This is a genomic window from Streptomyces sp. HUAS TT11 (assembly GCF_051553595.1).
Taxonomy (GTDB): domain Bacteria; phylum Actinomycetota; class Actinomycetes; order Streptomycetales; family Streptomycetaceae; genus Streptomyces.
Window position 1 is genome coordinate 2,279,498 of record NZ_CP196184.1, and the last position, 19,818, is coordinate 2,299,315.

Annotated in this window: 17 protein-coding genes and 1 pseudogene; 6 read left to right on the forward strand and 12 right to left on the reverse strand. The window is 66.6% G+C overall.

The features are described from left to right. Nucleotides 1-237: 237 nt before the first annotated feature. Together ACSHXN_RS10285 and ACSHXN_RS10290 are read right to left on the reverse strand one after the other, a co-directional pair. Nucleotides 238-1,188, reverse strand: coding sequence for a hypothetical protein (locus tag ACSHXN_RS10285; protein ID WP_355128084.1), 951 nt, complete (start codon nt 1,186-1,188; stop codon nt 238-240). Nucleotides 1,189-2,715: 1,527 nt separating this feature from the next. Then, nucleotides 2,716-3,777 carry an AraC family transcriptional regulator gene (locus tag ACSHXN_RS10290; RefSeq protein ID WP_438302965.1) on the reverse strand — a complete coding sequence of 354 codons (1,062 nt, stop codon included), beginning with the start codon at nt 3,775-3,777 and terminating at the stop codon, nt 2,716-2,718. An 840-nt stretch (nt 3,778-4,617) separates the two neighbouring features. Here ACSHXN_RS10290 and ACSHXN_RS10295 point away from each other — a divergent pair. Both ACSHXN_RS10295 and ACSHXN_RS10300 read left to right on the forward strand, forming a co-directional pair. Next, nucleotides 4,618-5,136 carry a helix-turn-helix domain-containing protein gene (locus tag ACSHXN_RS10295; protein ID WP_438302966.1) on the forward strand — a complete coding sequence of 173 codons (519 nt, stop codon included), beginning with the start codon at nt 4,618-4,620 and terminating at the stop codon, nt 5,134-5,136. A gap of 470 nt (nt 5,137-5,606) precedes the next feature. Further along, nucleotides 5,607-6,395, forward strand: a complete 789-nt coding sequence (locus ACSHXN_RS10300; protein WP_438302967.1) for a GNAT family N-acetyltransferase — start codon at nt 5,607-5,609, stop codon at nt 6,393-6,395. Between the two features lie 107 nt (nt 6,396-6,502). Here ACSHXN_RS10300 and ACSHXN_RS10305 read toward each other — a convergent pair whose 3' ends face one another. The 3 genes and pseudogenes from ACSHXN_RS10305 to ACSHXN_RS10315 form a co-directional block, all read right to left on the reverse strand. After that, the gene (locus ACSHXN_RS10305) at nt 6,503-7,042 is read right to left on the reverse strand and encodes a hypothetical protein (RefSeq protein ID WP_438302968.1); all 540 of its coding nucleotides are present in this window, start codon (nt 7,040-7,042) and stop codon (nt 6,503-6,505) included. Nucleotides 7,043-7,315: 273 nt separating this feature from the next. Further along, nucleotides 7,316-8,761: a ketol-acid reductoisomerase gene (locus ACSHXN_RS10310; RefSeq protein WP_356112107.1), complete on the reverse strand. Its 1,446-nt coding sequence runs from the start codon at nt 8,759-8,761 to the stop codon at nt 7,316-7,318. Continuing rightward, nucleotides 8,650-9,470, reverse strand: a pseudogene (locus tag ACSHXN_RS10315) (MEKHLA domain-containing protein). The gene ACSHXN_RS10310 and the pseudogene ACSHXN_RS10315 overlap by 112 nt, the downstream one beginning before the upstream one ends. A gap of 472 nt (nt 9,471-9,942) precedes the next feature. Between ACSHXN_RS10315 and ACSHXN_RS10320 the strand changes: the two are divergent. From ACSHXN_RS10320 to ACSHXN_RS10335, 4 genes are all read left to right on the forward strand, one after another. Continuing rightward, nucleotides 9,943-10,458: a cupin domain-containing protein gene (locus ACSHXN_RS10320; RefSeq protein WP_356112064.1), complete on the forward strand. Its 516-nt coding sequence runs from the start codon at nt 9,943-9,945 to the stop codon at nt 10,456-10,458. Between the two features lie 253 nt (nt 10,459-10,711). After that, nucleotides 10,712-11,545 (forward strand): GNAT family N-acetyltransferase, encoded by an 834-nt coding sequence (locus ACSHXN_RS10325; protein ID WP_438302969.1) that lies wholly within the window; start codon nt 10,712-10,714, stop codon nt 11,543-11,545. 377 nt (nt 11,546-11,922) lie between these two features. Beyond that, nucleotides 11,923-12,678 carry a hypothetical protein gene (locus ACSHXN_RS10330; RefSeq protein WP_355128070.1) on the forward strand — a complete coding sequence of 252 codons (756 nt, stop codon included), beginning with the start codon at nt 11,923-11,925 and terminating at the stop codon, nt 12,676-12,678. Nucleotides 12,679-12,794: 116 nt separating this feature from the next. Then, a complete protein-coding gene (locus ACSHXN_RS10335; RefSeq protein WP_438302970.1) occupies nt 12,795-14,408 on the forward strand; it encodes an alpha/beta fold hydrolase in 1,614 nt (537 codons plus the stop codon). Between the two features lie 51 nt (nt 14,409-14,459). Here the strand turns inward: ACSHXN_RS10335 and ACSHXN_RS10340 are convergent, their stop codons facing one another. The 7 genes from ACSHXN_RS10340 to ACSHXN_RS10370 form a co-directional block, all read right to left on the reverse strand. Continuing rightward, on the reverse strand, nt 14,460-15,350 hold the full coding sequence (locus ACSHXN_RS10340; protein ID WP_355128066.1) for an amino acid ABC transporter permease: 891 nt from the start codon (nt 15,348-15,350) through the stop codon (nt 14,460-14,462). After that, nucleotides 15,347-15,991 (reverse strand): amino acid ABC transporter permease, encoded by a 645-nt coding sequence (locus ACSHXN_RS10345; protein WP_355128064.1) that lies wholly within the window; start codon nt 15,989-15,991, stop codon nt 15,347-15,349. Before ACSHXN_RS10345 ends, ACSHXN_RS10340 begins: the two co-directional genes overlap by 4 nt. A gap of 11 nt (nt 15,992-16,002) precedes the next feature. Next, nucleotides 16,003-16,872 carry a glutamate ABC transporter substrate-binding protein gene (locus ACSHXN_RS10350; RefSeq protein ID WP_383353243.1) on the reverse strand — a complete coding sequence of 290 codons (870 nt, stop codon included), beginning with the start codon at nt 16,870-16,872 and terminating at the stop codon, nt 16,003-16,005. 58 nt (nt 16,873-16,930) lie between these two features. Further along, on the reverse strand, nt 16,931-17,674 hold the full coding sequence (locus ACSHXN_RS10355) for an amino acid ABC transporter ATP-binding protein (protein ID WP_355128062.1): 744 nt from the start codon (nt 17,672-17,674) through the stop codon (nt 16,931-16,933). A gap of 128 nt (nt 17,675-17,802) precedes the next feature. Further along, a complete protein-coding gene (locus ACSHXN_RS10360; RefSeq protein WP_438302971.1) occupies nt 17,803-18,243 on the reverse strand; it encodes a DUF6278 family protein in 441 nt (146 codons plus the stop codon). A 57-nt stretch (nt 18,244-18,300) separates the two neighbouring features. Further along, nucleotides 18,301-19,080, reverse strand: coding sequence for an exodeoxyribonuclease III (locus ACSHXN_RS10365; protein WP_355128058.1), 780 nt, complete (start codon nt 19,078-19,080; stop codon nt 18,301-18,303). Nucleotides 19,081-19,163: 83 nt separating this feature from the next. Further along, complete coding sequence (locus ACSHXN_RS10370; protein WP_355128056.1) at nt 19,164-19,799, reverse strand: MBL fold metallo-hydrolase; 636 nt, start codon at nt 19,797-19,799, stop codon at nt 19,164-19,166. Nucleotides 19,800-19,818 lie beyond the last annotated feature (19 nt).

Here is a 19,818-nt window from a genome sequence, read left to right on the forward strand (position 1 = left end):
GCGCTTGCGGCTCCGCCCGCCAGGCCGCGGCGGCGAATACGCGCTGCCAGCCGCACGAACAGGCCGAGGACGACGGCGAGAGCGCCCAGCAGGATCAAGATCGGCAGCAACGCGTGCACACAACCGAGCGTAGAGGTCCTGCGGACGCAGGTGCACCCGGGACAGGGCGTCCCGGGTGCACTGATGGACCGTCGGCGCGCTTCGGCCGCGACGGCGGCCCGTGAGGGGGTGGGGAGTTCAGCCGATGCAGCCGGGTACGGCGCCCGTCGGGGCGCAGTCGTTCGGCACGTTGCCGGCGACCCGTGTGCGGTTCACCGTCACCGCGCCCCCGCCGACATTGATGCCGCCGCCGGCGGTCCCCGCGGAGTTGTTGCGCACCTGCGAGTCGTTCAGCGTCGCCGTGGCGCGTGCGCCGACACTGACACCGCCGCCGGCGCCCGCCGCCCTGTTGTCACGCACCAGCGTGCCGTTCAGGGTCAGTCTGCCGTCGGCACCTGTGTCGCGGATACCGCCCCCACTGCCGACAGGCGCCGTGTTGTCACTGATCACGGAGAAGTCCACCCTCGCCGTGGCGTCGTTGAAGATGCCTCCGCCGTTGACGGTGGCGGCGGTGTTGTGGTGCACCGTCGATCGGACGACCGTCAGCCTGCCGCTCGGCCCGACGTTGTCGAGCCCGCCGCCGAGTGTCCGAGCGGTGTTGTGGTGCACCGAGGTGAGTTCCACGGTCAGCGTGCCCTGGTTGCGGATGCCGCCCCCGGTGCTGTTGGAGGCGTTCCCGGTCACCGTGGAATGGGACACCGTCAGCGTGCCGTCGGTGTTGAGGATGCCTCCGCCCCTGCTCCCCTGTCCCCCGGTGACGGTCAGGCGGGTCAGCCGCACGTGCGCGCCTCCGCCGATCGTCACCGTGGTGCCTGTGTGATTGCCGTCGAGTACCGCCTGCCCCCGGCCGACGACGGTCAGCGACTTGCCGATGGTGAAGGGGCCGACGCACCGCCCTCGCACGCTGAGCGTCGCCCCCGGGGCGGCAGCGGCGATCGCGGTCCGCAGGGCCGAAGGGGTGCTGCGGCAGTCCACCGGGGTGTATGCCTCCGCCGCTGTGGCATTCACTCCCGCCAACGTGACGGCTCCCACCGTCGCCGGCACCGTGGTCCACCGCAGCCACGCGGCCCGGTCCGCTCGCCTGAACATCGCACTCCTCCTGTCACAGCGCAGGGCGTGTTCGACGGCCCGGCACCACTGTCGTCGTCAAGAGCCACGTGAGCGCCCGTGATCGGCAGAAGGGATCCCCGACCGGCTGACAGTCCCCCGGTGCCGGTCCACAGATTCCCCCGTACGGCCGCGGACAATGACCGCTACGGCCCACGGCCACAGGAGTCGCCTTCCGGCACGCACTGGGGTGACCCCGCGCCGCGCATCCCGCCAGGGACACCGGCCATGGGCCGACCGAGCAGGCCAACACGTCGTGACAGCAGCGGAACTGACGGCGTGACCGCCGGCTTGTACACCGAGGCGTGCTCGTGCGTGCGCGGTGCTCCGTACCGACAAGGCGGCGTCGGTCTCGCATGCACGTCCCACCGCTCTGCCGGTCCTTCCCCTCGGCCTCGTCGTCATGGTGAGCGCTTGAGGCGGCCTCGACTGACTACGGAACGCGTGCGGTGAGAAATCGTCAGATATATGGGCGTTACACGCGATCACGGTACGAGCAGGCAAGTTCGGTGGTCTGATCGCGGCCGGTTCCGCCGTCGCGCCTCGCACGCATCGCACGTGGCAGCCCTCCGCACTCCCCTCCAGCACTGATGGGATGGTGGTGTGCGCCCCGCGCCTACGAGGCGCACACCGCGCGCTTCCGCTTCCCGCTCCTCGACGACGGAGCTTTCCACGCGAGAGGGCGGGTCGGGCCGACGAACGGTGGGCCCCCGTAGAAGGCACGGCCGATGCCGTATGCCTCTGGCTGCATCATCGGCGACAGAGCCCCGCTGAGCCCGGCCGCGCTCGGAGGGGCCTTCGTGCGCAGTCTCTTCAACCCTGGCGTCCGGCCCTCACCGATCGGCACTGCGGCTCCCACCGCGTCGTTGACGCGAAACGACGGATGTTCTGGGCCGTTGATCCGCGTGTGAGTCAACTGGTCTCGGCCATAAGCCAGTTGCTGCCAACGGCGCAGGAGGCCCTTCGGCTGCGGGCGGTGGCAGCGCTGCTCGGACCGTCGTTCCAGCGCCCGGACAACCGAGCCACCAAACAGGACGCGGAAGCCGTCCACCTCCGCCGGGAGGAGACCCGGCCGGCGATCCGCACGAAGGCGGAGGCGGAGACCGGCCGGGTGCGCTTCGCCGACCAGGTCGGCGTCCGCTCCGACCAGGTAACCGGCCGCACCCGGGCGCCAGGGAGTGCGCTTCAGTCGTCCGCCACACGAATAACCGGCTCCCGATCAACGCCATGTCTGCGATCCGCACCAAGGGCCGGACGCGCTTCAGGGTCTTCACCGAGACCTGGTCCATGACCACACCCAACCGACCCCCGAAACACGCAGGTTCTTCCACCAGCACCAGCCGCACATCGTCAGCGGCTGCTTCGACCGCCCGAACGTCCCGTCAATCCTCGGACAGAACCACAGGGTTTCTGATCAGACTTGGCTGCCAACCCGTTCACCTCATGCAAGCGAAACACGTTCGACGGCCTCCGGAATCCCCGGACCATTGAAGGGGTGAGTTCTGCCCGTCAAGGCCGTTCACCCTGCTGGAATCTCCGCAGGTATGCAGCAGGGGAGGCTCCATAGGATGACTTGAACTGTCTGATGAAATGGCTCGCGTCTGAAAAGTGCCAGCGCGCTGCGATCTCCGAGACGCTGATCGCTGAACCTGTCCTCAGCAGCTCGTCGTGGGCTCCTTGCAAGCGCCGGCGGCGAACCAGCGCCATCACGGAGTCATCAGTTTCCGCAAAAGATCGGTGAAGCGTCCTGAGAGAGACACCCAAAGTCTGGGCGATCATGGACGGTGACAGATCGGCGATGATGATATTCTTTTCTATGAAACTTTTGGCGGCCTCGGCTGTCACATTGGAAAAGGCAGCCATATCATCGGCTCGCCCGGACAGCATTCTCGCCAGGATCGCTGCGCATGCGTCAGCCGCCATACCCTGGGCAGTTGTCGAGCGATCCAAGTCCTGGCCGCTCTGTTGGATCACCTCCAGGATGTTCAGCAGGAACTGAACTTCGGGCGTTCCGACGTCCGCAACAAAGGGCCTGTTCAACGCCCGGCCTGATCGGAGATGCGCCAATAGTGACTTACGAGGAATCGTGACGACACGCAGCCGCGCCTCCGGCCCGCAGGAAAATTCCCAGGGGACACTGGTGTCTCGGATGCAGAGCCGGCCAGGCTCGACTCTGCTCGTTCCCTTTTTTCCGGTGAATTCCAGCCACCCGGAGGAAACAAAGTCCACCACAATCGGATCTTGCTCGTCCTGCTTTCCGGAAATCCCCGTCAGGGAATCACAATAGACCTTCGCAGACATCAGCTCGTCGAATGACTGCCCAGTGGCTGCGAACCTGAATCCGTTGCCGGCGGCGAGGTGAGGGATGGAGACCTTCGTCAGATGCGCAAACGGGCCGTCCTCCCATTCTCGAAAGATGTTCTTTTCGTGTTGAATCTGACTAGCCGTCAGGTTCATGGTCGTCCTGAAGCCGGCTCCCTGTCCGGAACTCGACAGGCTATCTCGCACCCTCATTGCTTTTTGATCACTCATCTCTGCTTCGCTCATCGTTGTCGCAATGGGCGATTTCATTCAATGTCCTGAATCACCAGCAAAACCCTCTGTTGGACACACGCCGACGGTCGCCGTCGCCGCCGGAGGCCACGGCCGCGGGCCGTGGCCGCGCTGCTCGGCGGTCGGGCTCGCGAGGAAGTCACGACGGCGTTCCGGTTCTCGCCCAAGGCAGTGGACAACCGATGAGCGAAGTGGCCGGCAGGCGGGAGGCTCGTGGCCCAGCCGCGCGGGCGCCGGGTCGGCGAACACCAGGTCGTCGATCCGGTCGAGCAGCAGGCGATCCGGCAGGGCGTACTGGATCACCACCCCAGTGACCACGGGCTGGCCGGTAGCTGCGGACGACGCCCTCTTCACCGACCTGTCGGCATCCGCTCCGACCAGGCCACCGGGCGCACCCGGGGCGGCAAAGGGTGGACACCGGGCGGCCGACGCCCGGAACCGTCGACGCGATGTCCGCGATCAGAACCAAGGGCCGGACGCAGCTCCTCCCCTGGTCCCCTCGCATGTTCACCTCCCGGCTCCAGCAGCACGGCCTCCCCCGGCGCGACCGCCCGACCATCGGCTCCCCAGCCACTCACTCACATCTCCTTCGACTCCATCCAGCGGCAGGCTCGCCGAAGGGAGCCCGCCTGCGCTTCGACGACGACCACACGCGAATACGACCGCATCCGTACGCCTCTGCTCGCGAGCGCGGAGTGCCACCCTGAGAGGACTTCCGTCCCCCGCACAAGCGTCGTTGCTGTTTCTGGGAACAGAAGTGAGCGACTACCCTGATGAGGCGTGGAAGGTTCTGAAACGATCAGCCGGGCACTGGCTGAGATAGGCCCACAGCTGAGGCGGCACCGTGTGCGTTGTGGAGTGACACTCACTGCGCTCGCCAAGGCGACCGGCATCTCCAAGAGCACCTTGTCCCGGCTGGAGTCCGGTCAGCGACGCCCCAGCCTGGAACTCATGTTGCCGATCATCCAGGCCCTGCGTATCAGCCTCAATGACGTAGTCCAGGTAGAACCGCACGAAGGCCAGTTCAACCCGCTGGCACCGCATCCATGGAACGGCATGGTGCGTCTTTCACTCACACAGGAGATCGGCCCCATCCAGCCTTGGAAGCTGGTCATCCCGCCGCGCCGGACCCAACCGGACCCGCAGGCCCACGAAGGACACATGTGGATGTATGTCCTGTCCGGACGCCTGTTCCTCGTGCTCGGAGAGGAAGAGCTGCACCTCAAGGTCGGAGAATCAGCGGAATTCAGCACCCGCGTACCACACTGGTTCGGCAACACCGGGCAGGAACCGGCCGAGGTCCTCTGTCTCTACGGCCGGCAGGGAGAACAGGTACGACCCCGCGTGGTGCCATCAGCCCCGAGCATCGGAGCCTAGCCAAGACCTCGACGGTCACGGCCTCGTTTACAACTCCTCCCAGGGTTATCCCGCACCTGCGGACGCCATGACCGCCGCGAACGGCTGGGCGCCACAGCACGCGTCTCGGCGAGAGCCACGGGCGGCGCGGTCAAGGCGAGGTACCGGCCGACTTCGTCGACCAGTACGCGGGACAGACCGGCGACTCGTACAGGGAGCAACTCGAAGCGGTCGGATCTTGCTTTACCCATTCCAGCCCGCTCTCTCAGACGTACGACGGCACCTAGGGCGTCCGGTGCGCCGAGCCAGCCCCCCGCGAGTTGCATCGTAAATCGGCGTGGAATCTGCGTGCCCGTCTCTTTGCAGATTCCGGCTTGCATCGCCAGGAGACTTGAGCGCGTGACCTTTCCTATCCGTCAGCGGGTTACAAAGAATCATCCATGCCGAGCCCGCCGAGGAATTCGGATCGTAAGATGATGTAGCATGAACGTGTGAAAGTTGAACCCGTGAATATGAGGCTGCACGGCATCCTTGCAAATTGTCGACACTTCTGGCTCGGCTACGGTCAGGCGACCGATGATCTGACGGATGTGCGGGGACTCACCATGTATCGCAGTGGGGTAGCGAGCGCCATGTACAACGGCGTTCTGCGTATATCGCCCGGAACCGATATCGAGGTCGCTTACGACGAGGCAACCAGGAAATTGGCTGCGGTTCCGTCCGTGTGGTGGGTCGGACCGGACTCCGACACCGGCACCGCCGAGTACCTTTGCTCCAAGGGCTTGTCCTCGTTCGCAGCCATGACCGTTATGGAGATCGATCTCGCATCGATGGGTCCAGCAGATATCCCGACCGGGATTTCGGTGCACCGGGTCGAGGGACTCAGGGACATCGCAGCCTGGGTGCGTGCCTACACGCCAAGTTTCGACCTGTCACCCGATGTCGCCGACGCCGTCATCGACCGTTACCGCGTTCGTCCCGAGGCGCCCGGCGTCCTCGAACGCTTCGAAGCCCGCGACGGCGACCGCATCGTCGGAACCTCCGTACTGCTGGACCGGGACGGTGTGGCTGGAGTTTATGTGGTGACCACGGCGGAGGAATATCGGGAAAGGGGCCTGGGGACGGCCCTGACCACGGAGGCCCTGACGAGGGCGCGGGAGAAGGGATTGCGAGTCGGCACCCTTCAGACCAGCACCGCCAGGTCGATGTACGAACGCATGGGGTTTCAAGCAGTAGCGGAATACCGAGTGTTCACCGGCTTGGGGGCTGCCGGAAGGTGACCGCCCGGCTGTTCCCCGGATGACCGCAGGCCCGCGTGCCGACCGCGTCCTGTCGCCCTCTGCAACGAGGTACGGAGCGGCACACAAGGGTCGGCGGTCGCCTGCGTTCAGACGATGTCGATCACCCGGAGCTCCTCCGTGGAGTGCGCCTTCGCATCCACATCGATGTCGAAGATGAGATCTCCGCGCGTACGAGGAACGACCGTCACAGTGGCTCCCGGCCGGATCGGAGGGTGTCTCGTGGTGACAACGTGACCAGAGGTGCCGGAATCCGACTCCACGGTCACCTCATCGTCTCCGATGTTCTCCAGAGTGATGGCAGTTGTGGCCGGACAGCGTCCCACCTCGGTTTCCGTGCAGTTGAGGCGCAGGTCGCCGAATCCTGCGTTTCCGCACGACTCGATCGTCGGTATGTCGAACTCCACCCGGCAGACCTGGCCGACCGCCAATACCTGCGGCTCCTGCGCCGTAGCGACATCGCTGTGACGAATCGCTGAGGGACCGACGGCTACAAGGACACCTGCGAGCAGCCCGCCGATTCCGGCACCGGAAACCACCACGAGGCTGAGGGTCCGGAATCTTACCCACAGCTCGGTTATTTTCCGCAGTTCCCGGACTCGTTCGGGTGCGAGAGGTCCGGTGTTCATGCCGTTCGTCCTGCAGCGGTCGCACACCTCGAAGAGGCAAGGGGTGTCGCGAGAATAAGATCGAAAGACCGCGCCGGCTTTCGTTCTGCTGCCTTGAATCCACGGGCCAGGAATTCTGTCATCGCTTTCTCCTTTGATATGTCTCAACAGTGAGCCCGGGTGACAGGTTGACGGCCAGTCGACATGCGAACGTCCTCCTCCGGCTGTTCGGAGGAGGACGTCCTGACACATGCCTTGTTCACTCACAGGGACAGCCGGACAGAACGGCGTCCACTACTCGACGAAGATGTCGACCGACGGGCGCATCTCGGAGCAGATGCGAAGGACGTCGTGAATGACGTGCTTCTCGAACGAGTCGAAGGGAGCCGGCTCGACCCTGTCCCCGTCGACAGCCGGATACGCCACCTGAGTCAGCAGGTAGTCGAACCGCGGCGCCCACTTGCGGGCTCCCAGGCGCGCGGTCGTGGAGCAGTTGTCCACCATGTGAGCCACACCGCGGGCGTGCATGTACGGGTTGAGCGAGTCGACTGCCTCGATGACGGACTCATTGGCGATCTCGGAGTAGGGGTGGCCCTGTTCCAGGAGGAGATCCACCTGCGCCATCATGATGCCGCAGAAGACGCCGGCCGTGAACGCGTTGAGGGGGACGTCATCGCGGTCCGCGCGCTCCGCTCGGACCTTCTGCCCGGTGACCCACATGTCCGCCTGGTCGATCACCCCCATCGGGAAGCGCGACATCCGCTGTCCGGCGAGGATGACGCTGCGGATCTCGTTACCCGACTTGACCTCGTCGTAGATCTCCGCGGTCAACTCGAGTCCGACCGGGTACGCCGCTGCGTAGGCGTTCGCGAAGACACCCTTGTCGCTGTCGGCCAGCTCGTCGTAGACCCCGGTGAGGCCCCTTGCCGAGATGATGCGGGAGATCGGCCCGGTGACGCATTCCACCGAGTTGAGGAACGCCGCGCGCGCGGTCATCCCGTGATCACGATATCGGCGGTACAGGCTTTCGACGATGCCGTGCACTCCCGCCAGAAGCATCGATCGCTCCCCCGTGAGGTCGGACAGGTACTCGGACTCCAGCGTCGTCTGGAACGTGAAGGGCGCGCCCAGCGCGACCGACCAGCCCAGCGCGCGGTTCACGGCGCGGCCGCTCACGTCCTGGTGCACCGCGAAACTCGCGTTGATGCCGGCGCCGTTCACCGTGGCTCCCTGCACGTACAGTGCGCGGACCGACGGCCCCATTCCCTTGGGGCACACGGCGATGACGTCGATACCGGACGGGAACTCCTTCCCGGCACCGGACAGATGACCCAGCAGGAAACCGTGGGACAGCCCCAAGGTCGCACCCGGGCGCAACGTCTTGAACACCTGCGGGAAGAGTTCGGCCTGTGCGGCGTCCGAGATGAGCAGCAGCACGACGTCCGATTCCGAGATGACCTGGAACATCTCGCCGAGAGTGCCGTCATCCTCGGTGAATCCCGCGGCCCGGGCCGCCGGCGCGGACGACGAGGACTCACGCAGGCCCACCACGACCTTGACCGCACCCTGCAGGGAGTCTCGGAGGTTCTGTGCCTGTGCCGGCCCTTGGGACCCCCAGCCGATGACCGCTATCTGATTGACACCCTCGAAGGCGGCGGGCAGCCGGTCGAAAAGGTGCCGCCCGCCCCGCACGATCGCCTCGCGGCGACCGCCCAGAGTGACGTATTCCTTGTCGAAAATCGTCGTCTCGAAGTCGAGCGACGTGGGTTCCATGATGAATCTTTCCTCACTTTCCGAAAACCGGCGGGCCCAGATTGAAACCGGATATTCGGCCTGATCAGCTGAAATATGGACTCGTCTGGCGAATGAGAGCCGCCTGTCCGTGGGATCACGTCGTCGTCGACGATATTCCAAACAGTGACATCCTCGATCCAGAAGAGTCGCCCTCGGAGAGTTCTTCGGACGCCCCCGTATCCGGCCCGGTAGCCGTTCTTCAGGACATCCTCCACAACGTTTCGCGGGCCTCCCGATTCATTTCGGGCACCGACAGTCTCGAATGCATTCCGACGATCTCGTTCCAGCTGCTTTCGAAAAACGATTGAGCGGCCTGATTTGCGTGGACGAATCGAGGTTCCGGCGACGCGTCCTGGGCGAGGAGTCCGAACGGCGCGTTTCGGTGGAGCCAGTCCATCATATGTGCGATGGTCCCATGCCCCTCCGGCACTATGGATTCACCCGTCGGCCTGAGATGGCTGCCCGCGAGCAATGAGAGGAATCGGCTGCCGTGTGAGCCGAGCAGAGACGCCACGACAACCCCCGAAGCGGAAAACGGCACATCATCGGGGAGATACGGCCTCCGCTCCTCATCAGTCGAAGAGTACTGCATTCGGATAGTTCTCGCCGAAACGAAAACCAGGTCGAACGCTAGCCTGCCCTGTCTCCACATCATTGAACGCGTGTGCCAGACTCCGCGGCACACCGGTGCTGTTCAGCCACGGCTGCCTTCACTACCGCCGACCGCGGTCGGTCCGACACGATCCACACAGCGGCCAAGTCCTGGGCGAGGCGGAGTCTTCGGCTTCTCATGGACGCGATCAGCGTCATGAACAAAGGCTCACTCAACCTCTGCACAACCTAATTGCAACGTCCATCATGACATCACTAGCCCCGCAGGCTCCCCCAGCCCCCCGAGCCGGGATGGAGCAGGTCGGCCGGCGTCCGGCATTCGGCACCTGCGCGCCATTTTTCAAGGCGAAGATATGGCACAAAAATCCTATTCGCGGACGGGTGCTGCGGGGAACACTGTGCAGAAGCATCGATCGGTCTGTGGACGACGGTGGGAAAGAATGTCGGTCCGTCCACGCCCTTGAGAAACACATCCTTTCGGCTCGCTGCCGGAGGACCCGTACAAAGGACACACCGTGGGGAACTGGGGAACAGATGGTTGGGCGGTCGCGCCGGGTGGAGGCGTGCGCGTGGATCCGGGGGGCAAGCACTGGCTCGAGGTGATGATCCAGGGCAAGGACGTCGACGGCGCACTGGGCGCGTTCGTCTTCAATCATGACGTGATCACTGACAACCCTCCGCACGCCCACCACGACTTCATGAAAATCATCTACGTGCTTGAAGGTCATTACGACTTCCGCGTCGGGGATGCGACCTTCTGCGGAGGACCGGGCACCATGGTCGTGGTACCCAAGGGGAGTCAGCACACCTTCACCACCTCCACTGGTGGGCGGGCGCTGTTCGTCTGTTCGCCGGCGGGTAACGAGGCGCTCTTCCTCGACATGAACCTGCTCGGCCCGCACCCCACCGAGAAACAGTTGGCTGACCTCAACGCCCGGTTCCACACGACAGGACTGGAGGGCGAAGAGACATCCTGGCGCCAGATGCACGGCGAAGACCAGCCGACGGTGACGGTCAGCGCGGTGCGCTGAGACGGTTCCACACCGGAGGCCCGTCGGGCACCAATTCCCGGCAGTCCGCACACGCGGGCCGGCGAACAGAACCACATTGCTGGAAAAAATCAAAGGCGATAGGCCGCGCGGCCTTCGCTCTCGGACAGTGAAGGACGTCTGGCTGAACCCCGGCCGCGGGCCCGGCATCCCAGCAACTTCACCGACGTGTTGCGTCGGACTTCGCTTCCGGTCACCTCAAGAAGGGTCTTCTTACATTATGCTCGACATTACCGTGGCATTGCTCGAAAAAGCAGAGGCCGAGGAAATGTACGAATTCGAGGAGGGGGTTTCCGAGCCCGACCGGTCCACGTACGGGTTGGATTCCATGCGGTTGGGCGGCGGAGTCGTCCTGGCCATGCGGGACGACCCCAGCGACTACTGGAGCAAGGCCCTCGGCTTCGGTTTCGACGAGCCAGTCACGCTCTCGCTGATGGAGCAGGTCATCGCTTTCTACCGGGAGCGGAACATCCGGACGGCCACCATTCAACTGGCGCCGTCAACCGTCCCGGAGGACTGGCCGGCCATCTGCGAGAAGCTCGGTATCGAGCGCGGAGAAATCATCCGCAAGCTGGCTACTGACATTGACACCGCCGTAAAAGCGAGTTCAGGTGTCACGCTCGACGACGGTCTGACCGTCGGCCCGGTCGCACTCGACGAGGCAGCCGAGTGGGCCGCAGTGGTACCACCGGCGATGGGGATGCCGGCCCAGGGCATGGAGAAGATGGCGGCCGCCTCGGTCGGCCTCCCCGGCTGGCACCCCTTCGCCGTCCGCGAAGCCGGCGCCATCGTCGCCACTGCGACTCTGCGCACACGGCAGAAGGTGGGCAGCCTGTTCGCCGGATGCACCCTGCCTGCGGCCCGCGGGCGGGGTGCGCAGTCGGCGCTGATCGCCGCCCGTATCCGCGCGGCCCGGGACGCAGGGTGCCGCTTGCTCGTGGTGGAGACCTTCGACGAGCCTGCGGGTACGCACAACTCCTCGTACCACAACCTGGTCCGCGCGGGATTCACACTGCGCTACTCCCGCCAGAACTGGGTTTGGCGCAATCCTGAAACGCTCTCCGCCTAGGAGGCGCGCCGCCGCCTCCGCCCCGGTGTCGTGATCGGCACCGGGGCTCCGGAACTCACGGGCTCGGGAGCGCTCCCCAACTATGTTGCGGGGCGGTCAGGTTGACGTCGGTGCGGTGCAGTACCGCGGCACATCCTCGCGCGGTCGGCAGGGCACACCAACCCGCGGACGAAGGATCACTTCTACGTCGAGCCGGACGTCGAGGATCTGCGCGATGCGGCGAGGGCCTCGGCGGCCTGCCGAACGGTCGGTTGTGGGAGATGGTGAGACGTGTGGGTGTTGCACGGAATTTCGGCACCGGCTGGGGGCCTGCCCGGCAGAGCTCTGACCTGCGAAAAGCACCTGATCGTCGTCCGGACCCGCTAGCATGCGCGGCCATGAACGACGACGTGCGCAACATCGTCCTCGGGGTGGTCGCGGCCGGTATCAGCGCCGCCCTCGGCTGGCTGGCCCGTACCTATATATGGAGGCGGAAACTCCGCCGGAAGCAGGCGTTCTTCGGGCTCCCCGACAATTCGGAGTCGCTCCTCGTGGTCAACCGGGAGGCGGGCGGCGCCGAGTTGACGGTCATGCGCCATGACGTGTTCGCCCTGCTGGAGCTTTCCGCGCTCATCAAGGACTGCGGCGCCAACGCCCAGGTGGTCGCACATGACGCGGCCCAGCAGGGTTTCGGTGAGCGCACCGAGTTCTGTGTCGGCGGACCTTCGTCGAACCGCCGCATGGCGGCGCACCTCAACTCCCTCCTGCCCGGCATCCAGGTCAACACCGACCCCGAACCGGGCCCGGAACGCGGTGCGTTCCGGATCGGCGGGGAGAAGTACCGACTGGAGTCCGGCAAGGCGGAGTACGTCGTCCTCGCGCGGCTCACGGCGGATCTGGGCCGCGGATCGAGACCCGTCTTCCTCTTCTGCGGCCAGCGCGCGATCACCAACCAGGCGGCGACCCGCTACCTCGCGCGCCATCACGAGCGCTTGGCGCGCAAGTACGGCTCGGGCTCCTTCGTGCTGGTGCTGAAGGTCGTCAACTCCCAGGCGTACGGGCCGGATGTGGTCGAGCTGGTGGGCGACGTCACGCGGGTCGCGCAGGCTCCCGCACCCGTGCCCGCCGCTCCTACATCCCATCGCGCCTCCTAGGTTCCTCCAGGCGTCAACAATCGTTACTCGGGCGTAACTTACCGACGGGTTACCTCTGGTAAACGACCACGGTTACCGTCGGGTCACTTTGCACTGACACGAGTGAGGAGTGACCCATGACGCACGGGGGCGGGAAGCGCCGTCGAGCAGACCGGCGGGAGACGGGCGGGTCCGCCCGCAAGGCCCTGCGCACGACCACCGTGTGTGCAGCCTCGGCGACGCTGATCGCCGGCAGCGTCCTCGGGCTCGCTCCCACCGCACAGGCAGACGGCGGCGTCCGGTTCGTCGACATCACCGGCGACGTCGGCACGGTGCTCAAGGCGAACGTCGTCACGCCCTCAGAGGCCGACGGCACACGGCGCTATCCGCTCGTCGTGCTCCCCACGAGCTGGGGCCTGCCGCAGGTCGAGTATCTGGCCCAGGCCCGGAAGCTCGCCGACTCCGGCTATGTCGTGGTCACCTACAACGTGCGCGGCTTCTGGCAGTCCGGCGGACGGATAGAGGTGGCCGGCCCACCCGACACAGCCGACGCCTCCAAGGTCATCGACTGGGCCCTCGCCAACACCCCGGCGGACGCGGGGCACATCGGCATGGCGGGCGTCTCCTACGGCGCCGGCATCAGTCTGCTGGCGGCGGCTCACGACAGCCGCATCAAGGCGGTCGCCTCCCTCAGCGGCTGGTCCGATCTGATCGGCTCGATCTACTCCGGCCGCACCCAGCACCTCCAGGCGGCCGCCCTGCTGGACGGCGCGGCAACACTCACCGGCCGTGAAAGCCCCGAGGTGAGGCAGGTGTTCAACGATTTCTACGCCTCCGACCTCTCCAAGGAACAGGAGTTGATCGCCTGGGGTGAGAAGCGCTCACCCGCGGCCTACGTCGACCGGATCAATCGCAACGGCGCGACCGTCATGCTCGCCAACGCCTGGGGCGACACGATCTTCCCGGCGAACGGATACGCCGACTTCTACGAGAAGCTGACGGGCCCGAAGAGGCTGGAGCTGCGCCCGGGCGACCATGCCACGGCCGAACTGACCGGCCTGTTCGGACTGCCCAACGACGTGTGGACGGACACCCGGCGGTGGCTCGACCACTACCTCAAGGGCGTGGACAACGGCATCGACCGCGAGCAGCCGGTACAGCTCAAGTCCCGCTCCACGGGCGGTTACGAGGGCTACCCGGACTGGAAGTCGGTGGCCGCGACCAGCAGGAAGATCGACCTCGCCGGGACGCACAGGATCCACGCGAACGTCGACTCCGGCGCGGACGGCGGGATCATCTTCCTCTCCAGCATGCTCGACCAGGTGGCCCAGGCACCCCCCGCCGCATGGATCCCGCTCCTCCCGCGGCGCTGGGCCGCGGTGTGGCAGTCGGAGAAGTACGCGAGCGCCCAGCGGGTCCGTGGCACCGTGAAGATGCACACCACGGTCACCGGCACCAAGGCGAGCGGCACCCTCGTCGCCTATCTCTACGACGTGGGTCCGCTCGGCCTCGGCAAGCTGGTCAGCAACGCGCCGTACACCTGGTACGGGCGGACGCCCGGCCGGCCGTTCGCCGTCGACCTGGATCTGTTCTCCACGGCCTACGACGTCCCGGCCGGACACCGGCTCGCCCTGGTCGTCGACACGGTCGACCCGCTCTATATCGAGCACAACCCGTCCGGCGCGCAGCTGACCTTCTCCTCGCCTGCGGACGATCCTTCCTATGTGTCCGTTCCGCTGCGCGAGCAGTGATCTCCGGCTGCCGCCGGCCGGGCCTGGCCCTGTGGCTGCTGCCCTCCTCCCCTACGGTCCCGGGGCCGTGGGGGGAACCCCACCCGGCAGCAGCGTCCCCGCCCCGGCCGTCTCGATGTCCACGGCCTCGGTCTTGGGACTGCGCCGCTCCCACCCGGACACCCACTGCGCGACCCGGGAGAGCAGCATGCACATCCCGATGTAGATCGGTGAGATCACCATCACCACGGGGATGAACGGCAAATCGTAGTCGAGGTTCGACGCGATGAGCTTGCCGGCGTGAAGGAATTCCTCATAGGTGATCAGGAAGCCCAGGGACGTGTCCTTCAGCGCCACCACCAACTGGCTGATGATGGCGGGCAGCATGGCCCGTACGGCCTGTGGCACCAGGACGTACGCCATGACCTGTGTCTTGCGCATGCCCAGCGCGTACGCGGCCTCCTTCTGGCCCCGGTCCACGGAGTTGATGCCCGAACGGAAGACCTCGGCGAGCACCGAGCCGTTGTAGAGGGTCAGCCCCGCGACCAGGGCGGGCAGGGCCTGCACCTTCAACGCCACGAAGATGAAGAAGATCATCACCAGCAGCGGCATGGCCCGGAAGAACTCGACGACGAGTGTGGACATCCAGCGCACCGGGCCGTGTTCGGAGAGCCGTCCGACGGCGAGGAGCCCGCCCAGGGCCAGGGAGAGCACGGCCGCGATCAAGAAGGCCTTGAGCGTGTTGCCGAGGCCGCGCAGCAGTAGTTCCTGGATTCCCTTGTACTCGAAGGGCATCCACTTCGTGTACGTGAACTGACCGGTGACGAAGAGGAGATGGACGATCCAGCCGAGCAGGGCGAGGAGGACCACCGTGGCGAGGACACCGAAGAGGCGGTGCCGTCTGCGGGCTCTCGGTCCCGGAATGTCGTAGAGGGCGGTGGCCGCGGCGGCTTTGACGGTCATCGGGCGATTCCCCAGCGGCGCTCCAGGATGTTGAAGACCGCGCTGATGGCACCCGTGACGACCAGATAGCCGACGGCGATCCAGAGGAACGTCCAGACGATGTTGTAGCCGAGCTCGCTCAGCGTCCGGTAGGTGCCGAGCAGTTCGGTGACGCTGAACGCGCCGGCGATCGCCGAGTTCTTGGCGAGCGCGATCAGGATCGAGCCGATCGGCGGGATGACCGTCCGGAAGGCCTGCGGCAGAACGACGTGCGACAGCGTCTGCCCGAAGGACATGCCGAGGCTGCGCGCCGCCTCTCCCTGGCCCGTGGGAACGGTGTTGATGCCCGACCGCAGTGCCTCGCAGACGAACGCCGAGGTGTAGCAGCCGAGCGCCAGGACGGCGAACACCATGAAGGGCAGCACGAGCCCGAAGCGCGGCAGGCCGAGCAGCACCGCGAAGAACAGCAGAGTGAGCGGCGTGTTGCGCAGGACCGTCACCCACGCGGTGCCGAACACCCTGAGGGAGCGCACGGGAGCGACCCGGAAGGAGGCCATCGCAAAGCCGAGTGCGAGGGCCAGCAGGGAGGAGTAGACGGTGAGTTCGACGGTACCGAGGAAACCCTCGGCGAAGACGGAGATGTTGTCGGTCAGTACGTTCACGCGGGCCTCGCTCAGGTCGCGGGGTAGCGGTCGATGGCCGGCGGGGTGGGCGCGGGCACCCCGGACAGGCCGAGGGTCGCCTCGAACGCCTTCTTCCAGTCGCCGTCCTTCATGCGGGCCTCCAGTGCGTCGTCGAGTGCGAATCTGAGGGCGTTGTCCTTGCGGGGGACCCCGATGCCGTAGGGCTCCTCGGAGAAGGGCCTGCCGACGACCCGGAGTTCGTCCGGGGCCTTCGCCGCGAAGCCGATGAGAATGGCGTCGTCGGTGGTCACGGCGGCGACCTGATAGGTGAGCAGATTGTCGACGCAGACGGAGTAGGTGTCGTACGCGACGAGGACCGCCTTCGGGTAGTCGTTCTTCATGCGCTGGTACGGGGTCGAACCGGCGACCGAGCACACGCGCTTGCCGTCGAGGTCCTGCGGGCCGTGGATGCCGCGCTCGTCCCGGCGGACCAGCAGGTCCTGGCCGGCCATGAAGTAAGGGCCGGCGAATCCCACGAGCTTCTTGCGCAGGGCGTTGATGGTGTAGGTGCCGACGTAGTAGTCGATCTGCCCGTTCTGCAGGGAGGTTTCGCGGTTGGCGGAGGCGATGGTCCGGAAACGGATCGTCTCCGGCGCCAGGCCGAGCGAGGCCGACATCATCCTCGCGATCTCGATGTCGAAGCCGGAGAAGGTGCCGGTGGCGGGGTCCCGCTCGCCGAGGTAGGGCTGGTCCTCCTTGGCGCCGACGACGAAGTAGCCGCGCTTCTTCGCCCGATTCCAGGTGGGCGACTCGGGGAGCCGGAACCCCCGGGCCACTTGGTAGTGCGGCAGCCTGTCGGTGGCGGGCCCCTTGGTGGGGGGACTGCCCTCCTTGCCGCAGGCTGCGACCGTCAGCGCCATCAGCAGCGCCAGTGCGGCCCACACACGTCGGGTACGGATCACGGTCGGACTCCCCCGGTCAGTGCTTGAGGATCTTGGACAGGAAGTCCTTGGCGCGGTCGCTGCGCGGGTTGGTGAAGAACTCCTCGGGAGTGCGGTCCTCGACCAGGCGGCCGTCGGCCATGAAGACGACGCGATGGGCGGAGGCCCGCGCGAAGCCCATCTCGTGGGTGACCACGACCATGGTCATGCCGTCGAGGGCGAGCCGGCGCATCACCTCCAGGACCTCGTTGATCATTTCGGGGTCGAGTGCGGAGGTCGGCTCGTCGAACAGGAGCGCCTTGGGGTCCATGGCCAGAGCCCGGGCGATCGCGACCCGCTGCTGCTGACCGCCGGAGAGCTGGGCGGGGTACTTCGACGCGTGTGAGGCGAGGCCGACACGGTCGAGGAGTTCTATCGAGCGTGTGTCGGCCTGGTCCCTCCTGCGTCCGCGGACCTTCACCGGGGCGAGTGAGACGTTCTGCAGCACGGTCTTGTGGGCGAAGAGGTTGAAGGACTGGAACACCATGCCCACTTCGGCGCGGAGGCGGGCGAGGGCCCTGCCCTCCTCGGGGAGGGGCCGGCCGTCGAGCCTGATGGTGCCGGACTGGACGGTCTCGAGCCGGTTGATCGTCCTGCAGAGCGTGGACTTGCCGGACCCCGAGGGCCCGACGACCACGACCACCTCACCCTTGCCGACCGTGAGATCGATGTTCTGCAGGACGTGCAGGTCGCCGTACCACTTGTTCACGCCGTGAAGCTCGATCAGCGGATCGACCGCCATGCCCTGCCCGCCCTAGTCGCTCAGCCGTGTCGCAGGTCCCGCAAGCTATCCAGACGCGGACGCGCTCGACACCCGACACGCACCGTTCGGGCATTAGCCGTATTTACAGGGTGCCGATCGGGGTGGGGCTACGCCTCGGCCGCCTCTGCGTACACATACGAGAGTTCCGGAGCGCCCGTGGAGGCCCAGGTCAGGCCGTCGGCCACCACATCGAGCTCTCGCCCGGAGGACAGCCGTACGACGGGACGGCCGTACGGCCGGATCTCCCACGCGGCACCGGGGACCGTGCGCACGATGACCGTGCCCAGGTAGAGTCCCGCGTCGTTCCCGAGCCGGGGCAGGGTCTCCTCGTCGTCACGCCAGCGCGGGACGACCTGGTCGAGCGCCTCCAGGGACGCCGCGGAGTCGTCGAGTTCGACACCGGCGTCCTCGGCCTGGGAGCGCAGCAACTCGCACTCGGAGAGAAGCTGGGCGACGGAGCTCTTGTCGATGTCGCCCCCGGAGAACACCGCGACGCCACGGGCGGGGTCGCGCTTCTTGCGCCAGGTGCCCAGGAAGGGGATGTTCATGGGCCCAGCGTGTCACCGGTACGAGGGGTCGCACCAGAGTGACACCGGGGGGACTCCCTAGACCTCCAGGTCCACCACGACCGGCGCGTGGTCCGACGCGCCCTTGCCCTTGCGCTCCTCACGGTCCACGTACGCGTCCTTGACCGCCGCCGCGAACGAGGTGTTGCCGTAGACCAGGTCGATGCGCATGCCCCGGTTCTTCGGGAAGCAGAGCTGGCGGTAGTCCCAGTAGGTGTACGGGTGGTCGTACTTCAGCGGGCGCGGGACGACGTCCGTGAGACCGGTCTCCCGCAGCTCGGCCAGGGCGGCGCGCTCGGCCGGGGTGACATGGGTCGCGCCCTCGAAGGCCGCCACGTCGTAGACGTCGTCGTCCGTCGGGGCCACGTTGTAGTCGCCCAGCACGGCGAACGGCCGGCTGCCCCCGGCGTCGCCCGCCACGGCCGCCTTCAGGGCCTCGAACCACTGGATCTTGTAGGCGTAGTGGGGGTGGCCCACCTCGCGGCCGTTCGGCACGTACACCGACCAGACGCGGACCGGGCCGCAGGTCGCGGATACGGCGCGGGGCTCCTCGACGCCCTCGTAGCCCGGGTCTCCGGGCAGGCCCTTGACCACGTCCTCGATGCCGACGCGGGAGAGCACCGCGACGCCGTTCCACCGGCCGGTGGCGTGCACAGCCGCCTCGTAGCCCAGCTCGCGCAGCGGCTCGTACGGGAACTGCTGGTCGGCGACCTTGGCTTCCTGGAGACACAGCACGTCCGTGCCGCTGCTCTCCAGCCAGGCCAGAAGCCTCGGGAGGCGGGCGGTGATCGAGTTCACGTTCCAGGTGGCGATGCGCATGTCCCACAACCTACCCGGCGGGTACGACAACGGTCCCCCGCGTCCTCACGGAGCCCGCTCCGGCCTCCCGGCCGCCGCGGCGCTCAGACCTCCGCCGACGCCCCCGGCGTCAGCCGCAAGTGCTCGGCGCCGCCCAGCGCACCGACCTGGGTGTCGTAGATCGGTCGGGCCAGGTCCGTCAGCAGGGCGTCGTGGACGTCGTAGGCACGCTGCGGTCCGACCTCGCGGACGTAGTCGATGACCTCGGAGATCTTGTTCCAGGGGGCCATCACGGGGAGCATCAGCGTCTCCACCGCCTGGTCGGGGACGGTGAGCGCGTCGCCCGGGTGGAAGACCTTCCCGCCGTCGATCAGGAAACCGACGTTGGTGATGCGCGGGATGTCCGGGTGGATCACGGCGTGCAGCTCGCCGTGCACCTGGACGTCGAAACCCGCGGCGGTGAAGGTGTCGCCGTGGCCGACCGTGTGCACACGGCCCGGGAAGGCCGCCGAGATCTGCTCCGCGACGGACGCGAGCGTCCAGATCTCGGCGCCGGGGTTGGCCTCCATCCCGGCCCTCAGCCGGTCCTCGCTGAAGTGGTCCAGGTGCTCGTGCGTGACGAGGAGGGCGTCGGCACCGACGGCCGCGTCCTCCTCGCTGAAGCCTCCGGGGTCGATGACGAGCGTGCGCCCGTCCTTCTCGAGCCGGATGCAGGCGTGCGACTTCTTCGTGAGCTTCATGATTCCATCCTGCCCCGGC

Bases quoted from the DNA above. Each gene is read 5' to 3' on its own strand.
- ACSHXN_RS10330 (WP_355128070.1), top strand. From the start codon at position 11,923: ATGAACGACGACGTGCGCAACATCGTCCTCGGGGTGGTCGCGGCCGGT.
- ACSHXN_RS10340 (WP_355128066.1), bottom strand. From the start codon at position 15,350: ATGACCGTCAAAGCCGCCGCGGCCACCGCCCTCTACGACATTCCGGGA.
- ACSHXN_RS10335 (WP_438302970.1), top strand. From the start codon at position 12,795: ATGACGCACGGGGGCGGGAAGCGCCGTCGAGCAGACCGGCGGGAGACG.
- ACSHXN_RS10305 (WP_438302968.1), bottom strand. From the start codon at position 7,042: ATGAACACCGGACCTCTCGCACCCGAACGAGTCCGGGAACTGCGGAAA.
- ACSHXN_RS10355 (WP_355128062.1), bottom strand. From the start codon at position 17,674: ATGGCGGTCGATCCGCTGATCGAGCTTCACGGCGTGAACAAGTGGTAC.
- ACSHXN_RS10360 (WP_438302971.1), bottom strand. From the start codon at position 18,243: ATGAACATCCCCTTCCTGGGCACCTGGCGCAAGAAGCGCGACCCCGCC.
- ACSHXN_RS10370 (WP_355128056.1), bottom strand. From the start codon at position 19,799: ATGAAGCTCACGAAGAAGTCGCACGCCTGCATCCGGCTCGAGAAGGAC.
- ACSHXN_RS10350 (WP_383353243.1), bottom strand. From the start codon at position 16,872: ATGGCGCTGACGGTCGCAGCCTGCGGCAAGGAGGGCAGTCCCCCCACC.
- ACSHXN_RS10285 (WP_355128084.1), bottom strand. From the start codon at position 1,188: ATGTTCAGGCGAGCGGACCGGGCCGCGTGGCTGCGGTGGACCACGGTG.
- ACSHXN_RS10290 (WP_438302965.1), bottom strand. From the start codon at position 3,777: ATGAAATCGCCCATTGCGACAACGATGAGCGAAGCAGAGATGAGTGAT.
- ACSHXN_RS10365 (WP_355128058.1), bottom strand. From the start codon at position 19,080: ATGCGCATCGCCACCTGGAACGTGAACTCGATCACCGCCCGCCTCCCG.